Source organism: Amycolatopsis thermalba (assembly GCF_023376025.1).
GTDB lineage: Bacteria > Actinomycetota > Actinomycetes > Mycobacteriales > Pseudonocardiaceae > Amycolatopsis_E > Amycolatopsis_E thermalba.
This window is the reverse complement of the sequence record NZ_CP091196.1, coordinates 3,172,224-3,189,288: the sequence shown is the minus strand read 5'-3', so window position 1 is coordinate 3,189,288 and position 17,065 is coordinate 3,172,224. Positions and strand designations below refer to the sequence as shown.

Genomic DNA, 17,065 nt, shown 5'->3' with positions numbered 1-17,065 from the left:
GATCCTACGTCCCTCTCCGCACTGAACTTCCCCGTCTGCCCGGCGCCGCGCGCCGGCGCTCGGGCGCCTGCGCCGATCGTGCCCCGCGGGCCGAGGGCCGGTCCCCGCGGGGTGCCGCACGGCCGCTGCCCCGCCGCCGCGTCGGCGGCCGGTACACCTCGGGCGCCGGCAGGCGCAGGAGACGGCCGAACTTACCCGGTCCCTGCGACCGCAGCGCCGCCACCGACTCCGGCTCGTGCCGGGCGGCGTTGGCCAGCAGGCCCATCAGGAACATGGTGACCCAGATCGACGTGCCGCCCGCCGAGATCAGCGGCAGCGTCACGCCGGTGACCGGCAGCAGCCCGACGACGTACCCGATGTTGATCCCGGCCTGGGACACCGTGAACACCGTGAGCGTGCCGGAGGTGATCCGGATCCACGGGTCCAGGTTACGCATGGCGATGCGCAGGCCCACGATGGCGAGCCCGACGAACAGGCCGATCACCACGATGCAGCCGATGAAGCCCAGCTCCTCGCCGATCACCGCGAAGATGAAGTCGTTCTGCACGTTCGGCAGGTAGGACCACTTCGACGGGCCCTGCCCGAGCCCCTTGCCGAACAGCCCGCCGTCGGCCAGCGCGTACTTGGCCTGCGTGGCCTGGTAGGCGGCGCCGCTGGTGTCCGAGCCGGGCGAGAGGAACGACATCACCCGCGACATGCGGTAGGACGCGGTCAGCGCCAGCACCACGGCCCCGGCGATGCCACCGGCGAGGATCACCGCGAACAGCCGTTTCGGCGCGCCGGCGAACCACAGCAGCGACATCAGCACCACGCCGAGCGTGATCGTGCCGGACAGGTTCGGCTGGGCCATGACCAGCGCGAACATCAGCAGCGCGACCGGCACCACCGGCACCATCAGGTGCCGCCACTGGTGCAGCACGTGGTACTTGGTGACCAGCACGTGCGCGCCCCACAACGCGAAGGCGACCTTGGTGAACTCGACCGGCTGCACCGAGAAGCCACCGAGGGCGAACCACCGCTGGGCGCCACCGCCCGCCGACCCGAGCGGCGTCAGCACCAGCGCCAGCATCACCAGGCACACCAGCACGGCCATCGAGGACAGCGCGCGGGTCCGCTTCAGCGGCATCCGCAGCGCCACCCAGAACACCACCGACCCGGTGAGCACGAAGATCAGGTGCTTCTTGAACAGCGCGTACACGCCGGAGCCGGTGTCCGGGTCGACCGAGGCGACCGAGGACGCCGACAGCACCATCACGATGCCGATCGAGGTGAGCAGGCCGGTCAGGGCCAGCACCAGGTGGAAGTCGGCGAGCGGGCGCGACAGCCACGCGGTCAGCGCGGTGAACGTGGCGCGCGCCGGGCTCTGCCGGTCGCCCCGGTCCCGCCTGCGCGGCTCGCGGTCCTGCTTCTGGTCCGGCTCCTCAACGACCGTCATCGGCAGACCCCGTCGCACGGGCCAGGACCGCGTCGGCGAAGGCGTCGCCCCGATGGGCGTAGTTGCGGAACATGTCCAGGGACGCCCCGGCGGGCGCCAGCAGCACCACGTCACCGGGCCGGGCCAGGTCGCTGGCCACCGAGACCGCCTCGTTCATGGCCTCATCGTCACCCGAAGCGACCCGATGGACGGGGACATCGGGCGCGTGTCGCGCGAGAGCGGCGGCGATCACCGGGGCGTCGGCGCCCATCAGCACCGCGCCGCGCAGGCGTCCGGCGACCACCTCGACCAGCTCGTCGACCGCGGCGCCCTTGAGCTGCCCGCCGGCGATCCACACCACGCTGGAGTGCGCGAGCAGCGACCCGGCGGCGGCGTGCGGGTTGGTGGCCTTGGAGTCGTCGACGTAGCGGACGCCGCCGAACTCGCCCACCTCGACCGCGCGGTGCGCGCCCGGCTGGAACTCGCGCAGGCCCTTGGCGACCCCAGCGGGGTCGATGCCGTACGCGCGGGCCAGCGCGGCCGCGGCCAGGGCGTTGGCGAGGTTGTGCGGGCCGGCCGGGCGCACCTCGCTCACCGAGATCAGCTCGTCGGCGGAGTGCTGCGGGTCCGGGCCGTAGGCGCGGTCGATCAGCAGGTCCTCGACCAGGCCCAGCTCACCGGGGCGCGGGGTGTCCAGGCGGAACCCGACCCGCTTGGCCCCGGCGGGCGCGTACTCGCCGGCCAGCCGCACCGACCACGGGTCGTCGGCGTTGTGCACGACCACCGAGGAGTGCGCGTGGATGGTGCCCTTGGCGGCCGCGTAGGACTCCATCGAGCCGTGCCAGTCCAGGTGGTCCTCGGCGAGGTTGAGCACCACCGAGGCGTGCGGCGCCAGCGTCGAGGACCAGTGCAGCTGGAAGCTGGACAGCTCCACCGCCAGCACCTCGTAGCCGGAGAACACCGCGTCCAGCACGGGCAGGCCGATGTTGCCGCAGGCCAGCGCGTGCGCCCCGCCCGCGCGCAGCATCGACTCCAGCATGCCGACCGTGGTGGTCTTGCCGTTGGTGCCGGTGACCGCGAGCCAGGTGGCCGGGTTCGGGAGGTCCCGGGAGGCGCGCCAGGCCAGCTCGACGTCGCCGATCACCTCGATCCCGGCGGCGGCCGAGGCGACCAGCAGCGGCGCGGTCGGCCGCCAGCCGGGGCTGGTGACCACCAGGTCGGTCCCGGCCGGGGGTTCGGCCAGGCCGGGCACCAGCTCGGCGCCCAGGCCGTCCAGCTCGGCCAGCCGCTCGGCGTTGCCGTCGGTCACCGTCACCCGGGCGCCGCGCTCGGTCAGGGCCCGCACCGCCGAGCGCCCGGTGACCCCGGCGCCGGCGACGAGCACGTTGCGTCCGGCGAACACCATCACTCGCTTTCTGCGCGGCGGAGCCGCGCGGGGTGGGCCGTCAGCCGGCACCGCCGCGGGTTCTCAGGAGCCCCCTCGCGAGGACAGCGCCGACGTGGTGAATTGGCATTCATGAGGAGGCGATCCCGGAGCGAGGGGGTTTCTGAGGTTCCGCCACCCGCACCGCTACGCAGACCGCTTCCGACCATTGTCAGCCTCCCGCGCCCAGCTGTTCGGAGTAGAAGAGGCCGAGGCCGAACATGCAGCAGATGGCGGCGAGCAGCCAGAACCGGATGATCACCGTCGTCTCGGCCCAGCCCGCCAGCTCGAAGTGGTGGTGGAACGGGGCCATCCGGAACAGGCGCCGCCGCGTCGTGCGGAACACCGCGATCTGCAGCACCACCGAGATCATCTCGACCATGAACAGGCCGCCGATGACAATGGCGAGCAGCTCGGTGCGGGTGGTGATGGACAGGCCGGCCACCAGGCCGCCCAGCGCGAGCGAGCCGGTGTCGCCCATGAAGATCTTCGCCGGCGCGGCGTTCCACCACAGGAACCCGACGCACGCGCCGGCCGCGGCGGCCGCGACCACCGCGAGGTCCAGCGGGTCGCGCACGTCGTAGCAGGCCGCCTGCGGGGTCACCACGCAGGACAGCCGGGCCTGCCAGAACGCGATCACCACGTAGGTGGCCAGTACCATCGCCGAGGTGCCGCCGGCCAGGCCGTCCAGGCCGTCGGTGAAGTTCACCGCGTTCGACCAGCCGGAGATGACCACGTAGCAGAAGATCACGAAGATCACCGCGGGGAAGGTGATCAGCGCGAGGTCGCGCACGTAGCTGAGGTTGCGCGAGGCCGGGGTGAGGCCGTAGCGGTCGGCGAACTGCAGCGCCAGGATGCCGAACGCCACCGCGACCACCAGCTGGCCGACCAGCTTCGCGGTCTTGTTCAGGCCCAGGTTGCGCTGCTTGCGGATCTTGATGAAGTCGTCGAGGAACCCGACCACGCCCAGGCCCACCGCGAGGAACAGCACGAGCAGGCCGGACGCCGACGGGCCGTCGTCGGCGGAGCTGCCCGAGCCGATCCAGTTCATCAGGTGCGCGGCGAAGTAGCCGACCACCATCGCGATGATGATCGCGACCCCGCCCATCGTGGGCGTGCCGCGCTTGGACTTGTGGCCCTGCGGGCCCTCCTCGCGGATCTCCTGGCCGAAGCCCTGCCGGGAGAAGACCCGGATCAGGTAGGGCGTGAGCAGGATGGAGACCAGGAGACCGATCGCGGCCGCGATCAGAATGCTGATCACGCAACACCTTCCTTGAGCAGTGCGTCAGCGACGAGCCAGAGCTCGGCGACCTTCGAAGCCTTCACCAGCACGACGTCACCGGGTTCCAGCTGCTCGCGCAGGAGGGCGATCGCGGCGTCGGCGTCGGGCACCAGCACGGACTCCTCGCCCCACGAACCCTCGTGGCTGGCGCCCTGGTGCATCGCGGCCGCCTCGTCCCCGACCACCACGAGCCTGCTGATGTTGAGCCGGACCGCGAGGCGGCCGATCTCGTCGTGCGCGGACACGCTATCGGCACCGAGTTCGCCCATCACACCGAGGACCGCCCAGGACCGCTTCCCGCGGCTGGCCGAGGCCAGGGTCTTGAGCGCGGCGCGCATCGACTCGGGGTTGGCGTTGTAGGAGTCGTTCATCACCACGACGCCGTCGGCCCTGGTGGTGACCTCCATGCGGCGCGCGGAGCGGCGCTGGGCGGCCGACAGGCGCTGCGCGACCTCTTCGACGCTCGCGCCCAGCTCCAGCGCGATGGCGGCGGCCGACAGCGCGTTGCCCACGTGGTGCTCGCCGTAGAGCGACAGCTTCACCGGCGCCTGTCCGGCCGGGGTGATCAGCCGGAAGGAGGCGCGGGCCTGCTCGTCGAGGGTGATGTCCTCGGCGCGCACCTGCGCGTCCGGGTGCTCGCCGACGCCGACGATCCGCGCCGTGGTCCGGCTCGCCATCGCGGCGACCAGCGGGTCGTCCAGGTTGAGCACCGCGACCCCGCCCTGCTCCGCCGACGGCAGCGCCTCGACCAGCTCGCCCTTGGTCTTGGCGATGCCCTCGCGCGAGCCGAACTCGCCGACGTGGGCGCTGCCGACGTTGAGCACGGCACCGATGCGCGGCGGGGCGATCTCCGCGAGGTGGGCGATGTGGCCCGGTCCGCGGGCGGACATCTCCAGCACCAGGTGGCGCGTGGTCGCGTCGGCGCGCAGGGCCGTCCACGGGTGGCCCAGCTCGTTGTTGAACGATCCGGGCGGCGCGACCGTCGGGCCCATCGGCTCGAGCAGCTGCGCGATCAGGTCCTTGGTGGAGGTCTTGCCGGACGAGCCGGTCACGCCGACCACGGTGAGCCCGCCGCGGGACAGCTCGATCACCACGTGCCGGGCCAGTTTCGCCAGGGCGGCCAGCACGGCGGCGCCGGAGCCGTCCTTGTCGCCGGCCAGCGCGAGCGCGCGCTCGTGCGCCTGGCCGGGTGGCAGCGGCGGCACGATCACCGCGGGCGCGTCCACCTCGCGGGCGGCCAGCACCCCGGCGGCGCCGCTCTCCACCGCCTTGGCGGCGAAGGCGTGCCCGTCGACCTTCTCCCCCGGCAGGGCCACGAACAGCCCGCCCGGGGTGAGGCGGCGCGAGTCGAACTCGACGCTGCCGGTGACCGTCTCGCGTCCGTCGGTGCGGTGCAGCCGGCCGCCGGTGACGGCGGCGATCTGCTCCAGGGTCAGCGGGATCAACGGGTCTCCTGGTTCTCTTCGAGCCGGTGCCGGATCGCCGCCGCCAGCTCGTCGCGGTCGGAGAAGGGGTGCACGACGCCCGCGGCCTCCTGGCCGGTCTCGTGGCCCTTCCCCGCGATCAGCACGACGTCCCCGGCGCGGGCCAGCCCGACCGCCCGGACGATCGCCTCACGCCGGTCGCCGATCTCCAGCACCTCGCCGGAGCCGGGACCGGCCGCGCGGGCGCCGGTCAGCATCGCGGCGCGGATCGCGGCCGGGTCCTCCGACCGCGGGTTGTCGTCGGTGACGATGAGGACGTCGCTGCGTCTGGCGGCGGCCTCGCCCATCATCGGGCGCTTCGCGGTGTCCCGGTCGCCGCCGCAGCCCAGGACCGTGATGATCCGGCCCTCGGTGCGGGCGCGCAGCGCGTCCAGCGCCTGCGCCACCGCGGCCGGCTTGTGGGCGTAGTCCACGACGGCGGTGAAGTCCTGGCCCAGGTACACCCGCTCCATCCGGCCCGGCACCTCGACGTGCGCCAGGCCGGTGACGGTCTCCTCCAGGCTGACGCCGCACGTCTCCAGGATCGCCGCGGCGAGCAGCGCGTTGGCGATGTTGAACGTGCCCGGCAGCGGCAGCGTGGCCCGCGCGGTGCGCCCGGACGGCGAGAGCAGCGTGAAGCTCTGCTCGCCGGTGGCCGTGGTGGCGAAGTCGGTGGCGGTCCAGCTCGCGTCCACGCCCGGCTCGGTGGTCACGGTGATCGTGTGCGGCGTGACCAGCGCCTGTCCCCAGGCGGTGTCGATGCACACCACCTCGGTGGTGGAGCGGCCGTCGAACAGCAGCGCCTTGGCCGCGAAGTACTCCTCCATGTCGCGGTGGAAGTCCAGGTGGTCCTGGGAGAGGTTGGTGAACGCGCCGACCGCGAACCGGGTGCCGTTGACCCGGCCCAGCGCGAGCGCGTGGCTGGAGACCTCCATCGGCACGTGCGTGACACCCTGCTCGACCATGACCGCGAGCAGCGCCTGCAGGTCGGGCGCCTCCGGCGTGGTGAACGCGCTGGCCAGCCGCTCCCCCGCGATGCGGGTCTCGATGGTGCCGATCAGGCCGGTGACGTGCCCGGCGGCGCGCAGGCCCGACTCGACCAGGTAGGTGGTGGTGGTCTTGCCCGACGTGCCGGTGATGCCCAGCACGGCCAGCTCCAGCGACGGCTCGCCGTAGATCCAGGCGGCCATCGAGCCGAGCACCCCGCGCGGGTCCGGGTGCACCAGCACCGGGACGCCCGCCTCACGCAGCGCCGGCCGGTCCGCTCCGGCCTCGTCGGTGAGCACCGCCGCAGCCCCGGCCGCGATGGCCTGCCCGGCGAAGTCGGCCCCGTGCGCCCGCGCGCCCGGCAGCGCGGCGAACAGGTCGCCGGGCAGGACGTGCTGGGCCCGCAGGGTGGCCCCCGTGACGACCGTGTCGCCGGGCCAGCGCGGCTCGCCGACCAGGCGCGCGGCCGCGCGCGCGACCAGCGTGGTGAGCGGGACCGGCTCGATGCGGGCCGGCCGTGGCGGCGCCACCGCCGCCTTCACCGGGCTGTCCGGTACCCGCCCCTTCGCTTCCTGCGACATGGTGCTGCTTCCAGACGCTTCCACCGACACAGCACGGAAGGTTACCGAGCCGGGATTCCCCTCTTGCGGCCCGGTACTCCTAGCGCTTGTGTCTCGATTGGACAGCGACCGTCACGGCAGCACGAGCGGCACGTACGGCGCGGCGCCCTCGGACAGCGGGAGCTGGAACCGCTGCGTCAGGTACGAGGCGATGTCGTGGAACAGCGGCGCCGCGGAGTGGCCGGCGGGCAGCGTCGTGTCCGGGGCGTCCAGCCGGATGCCCACCACGAACCGCGGGCTGTCCGCGGGCAGGATCCCGGCGAAGGTGATGTTGTACAGGGTGTCGCTGTACGCGCCGGTCGCCGGGTTGACCTGCTGGCCGGTGCCGGTCTTGCCGGAGATCTGGTAGCCCTCCAGCGCCGCCGTGGGCGCCGTGCCGCTGTTGCCGTTCTTCCCGGTCTGGGTGACCGCGCGCATCATGTTCCGCACCGTCGTCGCGGTCTCCGGGCTGACCACCTGCGTGGTCTGCGGCGCCGCCTTGGGCACCACGGTGCCGTCCGGGCGGATCTCCTCCTTGACGATGCTCGGCTGCACGCGCAGACCGTTGTTCGCGATCGCCTGGTACATCGCGGTCATCTGCACCACGGTCATCGACAGGCCCTGCCCGATCGGCAGGTTGCCGAACGTGGTGCCGGTCCAGGTGTTGCGGGGCGGCACGAACCCACGGCTCTCCCCGGACAGGCCCAGCCCGGCGCTCTGCCCGACGCCGAAGCGCTTGAGGTAGTCCAGGTACTTGTCCGGGCCCAGCTGCTGGGCCAGCAGCAGCGTGCCGACGTTGGAGGACTTCGCGAAGATGCCGGTGACCGAGAAGTTCTGCGTGCCGTGCACCCACGCGTCGTGCACGGTGTGGTCGGCGACCTTCAGCGCGCCGGGCACCTGCAGCACCGACTCGGGCGTCACCAGGCCCTGGTCGATGGCCGCGGTGGCGGTCACGATCTTGTTCACCGAGCCCGGCTCGAACGGCGTGGACACCGCCTGCAGGTCCATCAGCGACTGCGTGTAGGTCTTGTTGTCGTAGGGGTCGAACGTGGAGTCGTCGGCGATCGCGTAGATCTCGCCGGTCTTCGCGTCCATCACGACCGCGCTGGCGCCCTTGGCGCGCGACTGCCGCACGTAGTCGGCCAGCGCGTTCTGCAGGAAGTACTGGGTGTCCGAGTCGAGCGTGAGCACGACATCGTTGCCCGGGGTGGCGGGCTGCACGTCCCGCTCGGTGCCCGGGATGATCACGTTGTCGTTGCCCTGCTTGGTGTCGGCGACGTAGCGGCCCGGCCGGCCGGCCAGGTCGGCGTTGAGCGTGTACTCCAGCCCGGCCAGGCCCTGCAGGCTGTGCTTGGACACGTCCGGGTCGTCCATGCGCCAGTTCGCCAGGCCGACGACGTTGGAGGCCAGCGTGACGCCCGGGTACTCGCGGGCGGCCCGCACCTCGGCGCCGATCTCCGGGAACGCGGTGGTGATCTCCTCGGCGATCGACGGCTCGACCCCGTCGACCAGGTAGGTGAACGACGTGGTCTTGCGGAAGTCGGCGAGCAGCTCGGCCTCGGTGACCCGGCCGGGCAGCTTGGCGGCGATGAACCGCGCCGCGTCCGCCGCGCGGGTCTCGAAGCTCTGGCCCCCCGCCGGGTTCTTGGCCGCCACCTCGTCCCACGCCTTGCGCATCGCGCGCAGGTTCACCGACAGCGCGCGGGTTTCCACGGTGAACGCCAGCTTGACGTTGTTGCGGTCCACAATGGACCCACGCTTGGCCGGGATCGGGATCGTGGTGCTGCGCTGGCTCTCCGCCTTCGCCGACAGGGCCGCCGCCTGGAAGCCCTGGACCTGCACGAGCTTGAGCCCGGCCAGCACCAGCACCGCGACGAGCACCACGCGCACGCCGACGTAGCGCCCCTTGCCGGTGGCGGCGTTGGGCTGGCCGGCCACCTGGCGCATGCGGGCGCCGTAGCTGCGGCGTCCCGGCCGCGCCATCACTGCCCTCCCGTGGTCTGCTGTCCCGGCGCCTGGGTCTGCCCGCCGGACGGCGGCACCTGCGCCTGGTCCTGCGGCTGGACGACCTGGCTGTCGCCCTGCGGCACGTCACCCTCGATCGGGCGGCCGCCGACCGGCGTGCCCTGCGGCACCACCGGCGTCGCCGGCTCCTGCGTGACCGGGGCGCCCTCGGCCTTCTTCGGCTCGCCGACCACGGTCACCGACCCGTCCGGGTTGAGCACCAGGTGCGCCGGGTCCTTGGCGGGCACCATGCCCAGCGCCTTGGCCCGCTCGGCCAGCGACGACGGCGACTCCGCGCCGCTGACGTCCTGCTGCAGCTGCTCGACCCGCTCGGCCAGGGCGGCGTTGTCGTCGCGCAGCTGCTCGAGCCGGTAGGAGTCGGCGATCGCCTGGGTGGACAGCAGCAGCGTCGCCACCACACCCGCGGCGAGCAGCACCATCACCAGCATCACGAACGTGGCGCGCGAACGCGGCAGCCGCAGCTTCAGCCGGATCTTCTGGCGCTCGGGCTCGGGCGCGCGCTTCAGGCCCTCGGCGCGCTGGGCCCGCCGGGCGTAGGCGCGCTCGGCGGCGGTGGTGCGCTGAGCCTGCCGGGTGGGCTGCCGCCGGGGGCGGCGCCTGGCCGGTACCGGTGTGCCCAGGCCCTCCTCGGCGGGCGCGTCCGAACGGCGCGGACGCCGCCGCGGCTCGGCACCGGCCTGCCTGCGTGCCCGCGTAGGCGCTGTCATGCGTCCGCCTCCTGTGTCTTGCGACGGTGCTGTTGCGGGACACCCGCACCCGGGCCACGCACCCGGGCTGGCCGCATGACCGGGGCTGCGCGATTGTCGATCATGCGTCCGCCTCCTTGATCCGTTCGGCGACCCGCAGGCGCACCGACGCGGCCCTCGGGTTCTGTTCGATCTCGTCTTCGCTCGCCTTCTCGGCGCCGCGCGTGATCAGCTTCAGTTCCGGCCCGTGGCCGGGGAGTTCGACGGGCAGGCCGGGCGGGGTCCGCGACTTCGCCAGCTCCGCGAAGGCCTGCTTGACGATCCGGTCCTCCAGCGAGTGGTAGGACTCCACGACGATCCGGCCGCCCACCGCCAGCGCGGACAGCGCCGCGGGGATCGCCCGGCGCAGCACCTCCAGCTCGCCGTTGACCTCGATGCGCAGGGCCTGGAACGTGCGCTTGGCCGGGTGCCCGCCGGTGCGGCGGCTCGCGGCCGGCACCGCGTCGTAGAGCAGCCGCACCAGGCGCTCGCTGCGGTCGAACGGCTGCCGCGCCCGCTCCGCGACGATCGCCTTGACGATCCGCTGGGCGAACCGCTCTTCGCCGTACTCGCGCAGGATCCGGACCAGCTCGCCCGGCTCGTAGGTGTTGAGGACGTCCGCGGCGGTCTGTCCCGTGGTGGGGTCCATCCGCATGTCCAGCGGGGCGTCCCGGGCGTAGGCGAAGCCGCGCTCTTCCTCGTCGAGCTGCATCGAGGAGACGCCGAGGTCGAACATCACACCGTCCACACGGGACAGTCCGAGCCGGTCGAGGACGTCCGGCAGGGTGTCGTAGACGGCGTGCACCAGCTCGGCCCGGTCGCCGAACTTCGCCAGCCGCGCGCCGGCGCGCTCCAGCGCGTGCGGGTCCCGGTCCAGCCCGATGAGCTTCAGCTGGGGGAATCTGGTGAGCAGTGCCTCGGAGTGCCCGCCCAGGCCGGTGGTCGCGTCGACCACGACGGCCGGGCGGCCCTCGAGCGCGGGAGCGAACAGCTCCAGCACGCGCTCGGTCATCACCGGCACGTGCGCGGCTTCGGCTGCCACTTCTCCCACCCCCTTAAGCCGTCGCGCGGATGCCGTCAGGTCCCCGCCCGCCCGCTGCGAACCTGGTGCCGGGGAAGGTGCACCAGGGCCACTGAGCGGACAGAGGCCTCACGACATCCGTCGCCGGATCCCGCCCCCACTTGCTGTCGCCACCCGCGCCCCCCGACGGCGCGGGTCACCTAGAAGACTCCCGGCAGGACCTCTTCCTGGGCCTGCGCGTAGCTGTCCTCGTGTTCCTCCAGGTAGGACTCCCAGCGCTGGGCGTCCCAGATCTCCAGGCGCGTGATCGCCCCGATCACCACGCACTCCTTGTTGAGCCCGGCGTAGCGCCGGAGCTCGGGCGCGATCGCGATGCGCCCCTGGCCGTCCGGACGCTGCTCGTCGGTGCCCGCGAACAGGTACCGCTGGTAGGCCCGCACCGCCTCGTTGGTGAAGGGCGCCTCCGCGACCTTGCGGGCCAGCTGCTCGAACTCGGCGCGCGGGAAGACGAAGAGGCAGTGATCTTGCCCCTTGGTGACCATCAGCCCACCTGCCAGCGCGTCGCGGAACTTCGCGGGCAGCGTGAGCCGCCCCTTGTCGTCCAGCTTGGGGGTGTGCGTGCCGAGGAACACCGGCACTCACCTCCCCACCGCCCCCGGTGCTCCACCGGATGCGGCCCCTGGGGCCTCCCTACTGCCCCACTGCGCACCACCGTACCCCACTTTTCCCCACAGTCAACGCCGCGAAGCTGCCCGACCGGGCGATCCTCGCGGTATTTACGCAGGTCAGCGCGAGGGGGGCGAAGTGGGGAGATCGTGGGGAGCCGCGCCGGGCCTCCCCCACGCCGGGTAGCTGGGAGGGCCCGTGAGGCCCGTTCCGGGGCCTGGTGGGGGCCGGTGGGGCGGGCGGTGGGTGGAAGTGGGGGCGGCGGTGGTGGAAGGTGGGGAGCCGGTGCGCGCGCCGGCCACCCCGCACAGCGGGACGCTCGCCGCCGGCCCGAGGTCGCCCGCCAGGAAACCCACCTCCCTCGCGAACGCGGAACTCGCGCGCCGGAACGCAGAACTCGCGAGCGGGAACGCAGAACTCGCGAGCGGAACTCGCGGAGCGGCGAGTCCCACGCTCAGGCCCGCGAGTTCCACGCTCAGGCCCGCGAGTTCCACGCTCAGGCCCGCGAGTCCCACGCTCAGGCCGGCGAGTTCTGCGCTCAGGCCGGCGAGTTCCGCGCTCAGGCCGCGGGGGTAGTGGTGGGTGCCGCGAGCCGCAGCGCCGAACAGTGCGAGCCGCGAGCGGCGGCTCAGTCGAGCAGCTCCGCGAGCCGGGCCGCCACCTTGGCCGAGCCGGCGGGCACCACGTTCACCCACGGCGCTCCCCCGCGCCCCGGTTCCACCGTGCCCAGGTACGCGCCCTGGTCGGTGCGGAACCAGCTCACGCCGCCCACCCGGCGCAGCCGTCCGCCCTCGCGGACGCGCACCGTGAACTGCCCCGCCCCGAGCACCGGCCGGGACTGGATCGCGCGCACCTCGTCCACCTGCCGCGCGGCCGCCCGCGAAGCACCACCGCCGGACAGGGCGTCGGCCGGGAGGCTGACTCCGTAGCCCGGCCCGGGCTCCAGCGGGGGCAGCAGGTCGACCACCGCGGTGCAGACCTCCGTGTCGCGGATCCCGGACAGCCCGATCGTCCGGCTCGGCTGCGCCGCCAGCACGCCCCGCCTGCCGCCGGCCGCGGCCACCGCCCGGAACGGCACCTCCGCCTGCACGTCGGCCAGGGCCTCGCACTCGACGTAGACCTCCGCGGTCGCCAGCGTCGCCAGCCGGGACTCCAGCGCGGGGTCCAGCCGGTCTGCGTCGCGCAACCCCCGCTCGGCCAGGTTCGCGTGCACCGCGCGGCGGATCTCGGCGCGCTCGGCCTCGGTCGCGCCGACACTGCGCACCTCCAGCGGCGCCGGCACCCGGGCGTGCCCGAGGTCGTGCCACAGGACGTCGAACGCGGACGCCGACACCCGGATCACGGCTGCCCCAGCTCCGGCGGCTCGTCGAAGAACCGGCCCGGCACCGACTCGCGCAGGGCCGCGTCGCGCGCGTTGAGCACGTCGATCGCCTTCTGCCGGGCCTCCTCGGCGGCCGCCCGCCGCTGTTCCATCGCGTCCGACAGCCCGGCCAGCGCCAGGAAGTTCCCGCTCGCCGCGGCCTCCCGGATCATCGCGGCCGGGTCGTAGGGCACCGGCGGCGGCATCTCGTCCCGCGCCCGCGCGGCGATCCCGGCCTGGCGGCCGACCGCGTCGGACAGCGTCATCGACAGCTCGGTGGCGTGCCCGGACCAGCTCTCGGCCTTCGCCAGCGTCTTGCGCAGCGCCTCCCCCGCCGGGCCCTGGAACGCCTCGCCCGCCCGCTCGGCGATCGTGCCCAGCGCCTGCGCCGACTCGCGCAGCCGCGCGGCCAGCCCCGCCCACTGCTCACCGATCCGGCCCGCGGTGGCCGGGTCGTTGCCGTCGGCGACCTCGGCCGCCATCGCCTCGTGGCTGTAGGACTCGTACCGCGTCGTCGGCTCGGGCACCTGGTTCACGCCGGCTCCTCAGGGCAGTTTCGGCTCGATCAGCCGGGCCACGGTGTCGGCCCGCTCGCACGCGAGCGGGGTGTCCGCGAAGCCCGTGTTGGTCACGTCCACCTGCACGCTGGCCTCCTGGCCGACGCCGAGCAGGACCGCGCACGTGCCGTCCCCGGCGCGGCGGTCGGACACCCGGAAACCCCGGTGCGCGCCGACGGTCACGCGCTTGCCGGTGCCCTTGTCGATCTCCAGCGACGCCAGCGGCGCGTCCTCGGCGAGCGTGACGGTGACACCGAAGGTGCCCGGTTCGGTCCAGTCGCAGGCCCGGGCGGTGCCGATGGTCTTCTCCTCGCCCAGCGAGGTCAGCCCGGCGGTGGAGCGGTCGGTCGCGGACAGCAGCTCGCACGGCTTCAGCGCGGCCAGCCCGGCCGGTGACGGCGGCGCGCTCGGCGCCGGGGCGGAGCTGGACAGGACGGGCGCCGCGGGCGGCGGCGGAACCGGCTGCCCGCACGCGGCGAGCAGCGCGCCGGCGGCGAGCACCAGGACCGCACCGCGCATCCGCTCAGCCACCGCTGCAGTCGACGCCCTCGGCGGCGTCGTCGTCGCTGTCGGAGTACCGCTTCAGCGCGCGGCGGATGTTCGTCTTCAGCGTCTCCAGCTCCTGGCCGAACCGGATCAGCGAATCGGCGGCCGAACCGGGGCCGCCCAGGCCGTAGCGGGCCATGAACTCGCCGACCTCACCGGCGTACCCGCCGCCCAGCGGCACGGTGCGGCCCAGCACGCGGGCCTCCCGCACCATCTCGCCGACGACGTCCTGCAGCTGACTGATCTGCTGATAGGCCCCGGCCGCCAGCTCGGGCGAGACCGCGAACGCCCCCGCGTTCACGTTCAGGCCACTGTGCGTGTCGGTCATCGGTTCTGTTCGCACCTCTCGGTAGCCGACCGGTTCCGCAACGCAGCATAGCGTCCGAATCGAATTCAGGGTTCTTCGACCGACTTGGCCGGGGTTTGACACACTGGATGCCAGGCTGGGTGCCGGGGCGGGCCACCGCGCGCGTCGCCCGTCCCCGGCTGTGAGATCCTTCCGCGCCGCGGCGCGGTTCAGGCGGGCCGCACCCGTGTTCCGGTTTTGAAAAATGGGCTTCGGCACCAGGAGGTCGAGTGACGTCGAGGACACAGCCTGCATCGTCCGGGGAGTTCACCGGCGAGCAGGCGCCCGGGCAAGCGCCGTACCACCCGTCCGGTGCGAGCCCGGCACACGGCCTGCCGATCAGCCACAACGGCCACGGTGAGCTGCACGAGACCATGCGCCGCATCGCGGGCAACGTCGAGCGGGTGCTCGTCGGCAAGCCCGAGGTGGTGCGCGTCGCGCTGGTGACGCTCCTGGCCGAGGGCCACCTGCTGGTCGAGGACGTGCCGGGCGTCGGCAAGACGTCGCTGGCGAAGGCGCTGGCCCGGTCGATCGACTGCACGGTCAGCCGCATCCAGTTCACGCCCGACCTGCTGCCCAGCGACGTCACCGGCGTGTCCATCTACAACCGGCAGACCGGCGGGTTCGAGTTCCGGCCCGGCCCGGTGTTCGCCAACATCGTGGTGGGCGACGAGATCAACCGCGCGTCGCCGAAGACCCAGTCGGCGCTGCTGGAGTGCATGGAGGAGAAGCAGGTCACGGTCGACACCACGACCTACCGCCTGGACGACCCCTTCATGGTCATCGCCACCCAGAACCCGATCGAGATGGAGGGCACCTACGCGCTGCCCGAGGCGCAGCGCGACCGGTTCACCGCGCGCGTGTCGATCGGCTACCCCGACCAGCAGGCCGAGCTGGCCATGGTCGACGAGCACGCCGGCCACGACCCGCTGGCCGATCTGCAGCCGGTGTCCGACGCGGCCACCCTCAACCGGCTGATCCAGCAGGTCCGCGCGGTGCACATGGCGCCGGAGGTGCGCAAGTACGCGGTCGACCTGGTCGCCGCGACGCGCCAGGTGCCGGAGATCCGGCTGGGCGCCTCACCGCGGGCCACGCTGCAGCTGGTCCGCTCGGCGCGCGCCCAGGCCGCGCTGTCCGGCCGCGACTTCGTCGTCCCGGACGACCTGCACGCCGTCGCCGTCCCGGTGCTCGCGCACCGGCTGGTGCTGACCACCGAGGCGCACGCGGCCCGCCGCTCCGCCACCGACGTGGTCCGCGCGGTGCTGCACCGGGTGCCGGTGCCCCAGGGCGGTCACCCGCAGACCGCCGGCCGCCGGTAGCCGGCCGTGTTCCGCTCGCTGTCCGGGCTGACCACGCGGGGGCGGTGCCTGCTCGCCGCCGGCGTGGCGGCCGCCGTGTGCGCGGTGGTGCTCAACGAGCGCGACCTGCTGCGGGTCGCGGTGTTCGTGGTGGCGCTGCCGCTGCTGATCGCCCTGTTCATCGCGGCGTCGCGGGTGCGCATCGGCGCGTCCCGCACGCTGCTGCCCGATCGGGTCTCGGCCGGTTCGGCGGGCGAGGTGGAGCTGGCGCTGTGGCGCAACGGCAAGCTGCCCGCCGGTGAGGTGCTGCTCGAGGACGGGGTGCCCTACGCGCTGGGGTCGCGGCCGCGGTTCGTCGTGGAGCGGCTGCCGCACGGGCGGGTCATCGCGCTGCGGTACCCGATCCAGCCGATGATGCGCGGGATCCAGCAGGTCGGGCCGCTGCGCGCGACGCTGACCGACCCGTTCGGGCTGTGCGAGTTCGACCGCGAGCTGATCGCGCACTCGCGGCTGGTCGTGGTGCCGAAGGTGGTGTCGCTGTGGGGGCTGCCCAGCGGCGCCGGGATCGGCGCGGGCGACGACGGCAGCGTGCGGCTGCACGCCGGCCAGGGCGAGACCGACGTGATCGTGCGGCAGTACCGCCAGGGCGACGACCTGCGCAAGGTGCACTGGCGCTCGACCGCGCGGCGCGACGAGATCATGGTGCGGGTCGAGGAGCGGCCGTGGCGCGGGGGGACGACCGTCCTGCTCGACCACCGGGCCGCGGCGCACCACGGGACCGGCCCGGCCGCGAGCCTGGAGTGGGCGATCTCGTTCGCCGCGAGCGTGTGCGTGCACGTGCGGCGGGCCGGGCACCGCGTCCGCCTGGTCACCGAGCACGGCAAGCCGCTGGCCGACGTGCCCGGCGACGGCGGCGAGGGCTACGACAACGTGCTGCTGGACGCGCTGGCCGCGCTGCAGCCGGCGCACCAGCGGGACCTGACGACGGGTCATGATCCGGCCGAGGGGCAGGAGCTGATCGCGATCCTGGGGACGGTGTCGAACCAGGCGGTGACGGAGCTGGCGCGGTTCCGGCCGCGGGGCATCCGCAGCCTGGCGGTGCTGCTGGACACCCCGGCGTGGTCCGGGGGCGTGAGCGCGCCCGAGCACCGCGCGGCGGCGACCGAGGAGTCGGCGGCCCTGCTGCGCGCGTCCGGCTGGGGCGTCGTGGTGGCCGGCCCGACCTCCCCGATGCCCCAGGTCTGGGGCGATCTGTGCCGCACGGCCGCGGGGCGGGGCACCCTGATCGGGGGTGCGCTGTGAGCGTGGCGCCGTCGCCGACCACCGGCCGGGCACCCGGCCACCTGAACTCCG

15 protein-coding genes are annotated in these 17,065 nt (G+C 73.6%); 2 read left to right on the top strand and 13 right to left on the bottom strand.

All coding sequences use genetic code 11. The features are described 5' to 3' along the window. Window positions 1-4: 4 nt before the first annotated feature. The 13 genes from ftsW to L1857_RS15350 all read right to left on the bottom strand — a co-directional run bounded on the left by ftsW (window position 5) and on the right by L1857_RS15350 (window position 14,396). A complete protein-coding gene (gene ftsW / locus L1857_RS15410) occupies window positions 5-1,435 on the bottom strand; it encodes a putative lipid II flippase FtsW (RefSeq protein WP_094005926.1) in 1,431 nt (476 codons plus the stop codon). Next, window positions 1,422-2,819, bottom strand: coding sequence for a UDP-N-acetylmuramoyl-L-alanine--D-glutamate ligase (gene murD, locus L1857_RS15405; protein WP_162830601.1), 1,398 nt, complete (start codon window positions 2,817-2,819; stop codon window positions 1,422-1,424). Before murD ends, ftsW begins: the two co-directional genes overlap by 14 nt. 190 nt (window positions 2,820-3,009) lie before the next feature. Next, window positions 3,010-4,098 (bottom strand): phospho-N-acetylmuramoyl-pentapeptide-transferase, encoded by a 1,089-nt coding sequence (mraY, locus tag L1857_RS15400; RefSeq protein WP_094005925.1) that lies wholly within the window; start codon window positions 4,096-4,098, stop codon window positions 3,010-3,012. Continuing rightward, on the bottom strand, window positions 4,095-5,564 hold the full coding sequence (locus tag L1857_RS15395; RefSeq protein WP_094005924.1) for a UDP-N-acetylmuramoyl-tripeptide--D-alanyl-D-alanine ligase: 1,470 nt from the start codon (window positions 5,562-5,564) through the stop codon (window positions 4,095-4,097). The genes mraY and L1857_RS15395 overlap by 4 nt, the downstream gene beginning before the upstream one ends. After that, entirely contained in the window at window positions 5,561-7,150 is a 1,590-nt protein-coding gene (locus tag L1857_RS15390) for a UDP-N-acetylmuramoyl-L-alanyl-D-glutamate--2,6-diaminopimelate ligase (protein ID WP_249465406.1), read from the bottom strand. Before L1857_RS15390 ends, L1857_RS15395 begins: the two co-directional genes overlap by 4 nt. A gap of 111 nt (window positions 7,151-7,261) precedes the next feature. After that, window positions 7,262-9,151, bottom strand: a complete 1,890-nt coding sequence (locus L1857_RS15385; protein ID WP_094005923.1) for a peptidoglycan D,D-transpeptidase FtsI family protein — start codon at window positions 9,149-9,151, stop codon at window positions 7,262-7,264. Then, window positions 9,151-9,900, bottom strand: coding sequence for a cell division protein FtsL (ftsL, locus tag L1857_RS15380; protein ID WP_116111866.1), 750 nt, complete (start codon window positions 9,898-9,900; stop codon window positions 9,151-9,153). Before ftsL ends, L1857_RS15385 begins: the two co-directional genes overlap by 1 nt. A 100-nt stretch (window positions 9,901-10,000) precedes the next feature. Continuing rightward, window positions 10,001-10,960 carry a 16S rRNA (cytosine(1402)-N(4))-methyltransferase RsmH gene (gene rsmH / locus L1857_RS15375; protein ID WP_094005921.1) on the bottom strand — a complete coding sequence of 320 codons (960 nt, stop codon included), beginning with the start codon at window positions 10,958-10,960 and terminating at the stop codon, window positions 10,001-10,003. A 179-nt stretch (window positions 10,961-11,139) separates the two neighbouring features. Then, window positions 11,140-11,571 (bottom strand): division/cell wall cluster transcriptional repressor MraZ, encoded by a 432-nt coding sequence (gene mraZ / locus L1857_RS15370; protein WP_026153053.1) that lies wholly within the window; start codon window positions 11,569-11,571, stop codon window positions 11,140-11,142. 662 nt (window positions 11,572-12,233) lie between these two features. Beyond that, window positions 12,234-12,947, bottom strand: a complete 714-nt coding sequence (locus L1857_RS15365; RefSeq protein WP_116115293.1) for an ESX secretion-associated protein EspG — start codon at window positions 12,945-12,947, stop codon at window positions 12,234-12,236. Further along, entirely contained in the window at window positions 12,944-13,501 is a 558-nt protein-coding gene (locus tag L1857_RS15360) for a PE-PGRS family protein (RefSeq protein ID WP_094005919.1), read from the bottom strand. The genes L1857_RS15365 and L1857_RS15360 overlap by 4 nt, the downstream gene beginning before the upstream one ends. A 9-nt stretch (window positions 13,502-13,510) precedes the next feature. Beyond that, the gene (locus L1857_RS15355) at window positions 13,511-14,041 is read right to left on the bottom strand and encodes a DUF3558 family protein (RefSeq protein ID WP_094005918.1); all 531 of its coding nucleotides are present in this window, start codon (window positions 14,039-14,041) and stop codon (window positions 13,511-13,513) included. 4 nt (window positions 14,042-14,045) lie between these two features. Further along, window positions 14,046-14,396: a hypothetical protein gene (locus L1857_RS15350; RefSeq protein WP_094005917.1), complete on the bottom strand. Its 351-nt coding sequence runs from the start codon at window positions 14,394-14,396 to the stop codon at window positions 14,046-14,048. 248 nt (window positions 14,397-14,644) lie between these two features. Here L1857_RS15350 and L1857_RS15345 point away from each other — a divergent pair, with 248 nt between their 5' ends. Beyond that, window positions 14,645-15,733 (top strand): AAA family ATPase, encoded by a 1,089-nt coding sequence (locus L1857_RS15345; protein ID WP_162830725.1) that lies wholly within the window; start codon window positions 14,645-14,647, stop codon window positions 15,731-15,733. Between the two features lie 6 nt (window positions 15,734-15,739). After that, window positions 15,740-17,014, top strand: a complete 1,275-nt coding sequence (locus L1857_RS15340; RefSeq protein ID WP_094005916.1) for a DUF58 domain-containing protein — start codon at window positions 15,740-15,742, stop codon at window positions 17,012-17,014. Window positions 17,015-17,065 lie beyond the last annotated feature (51 nt).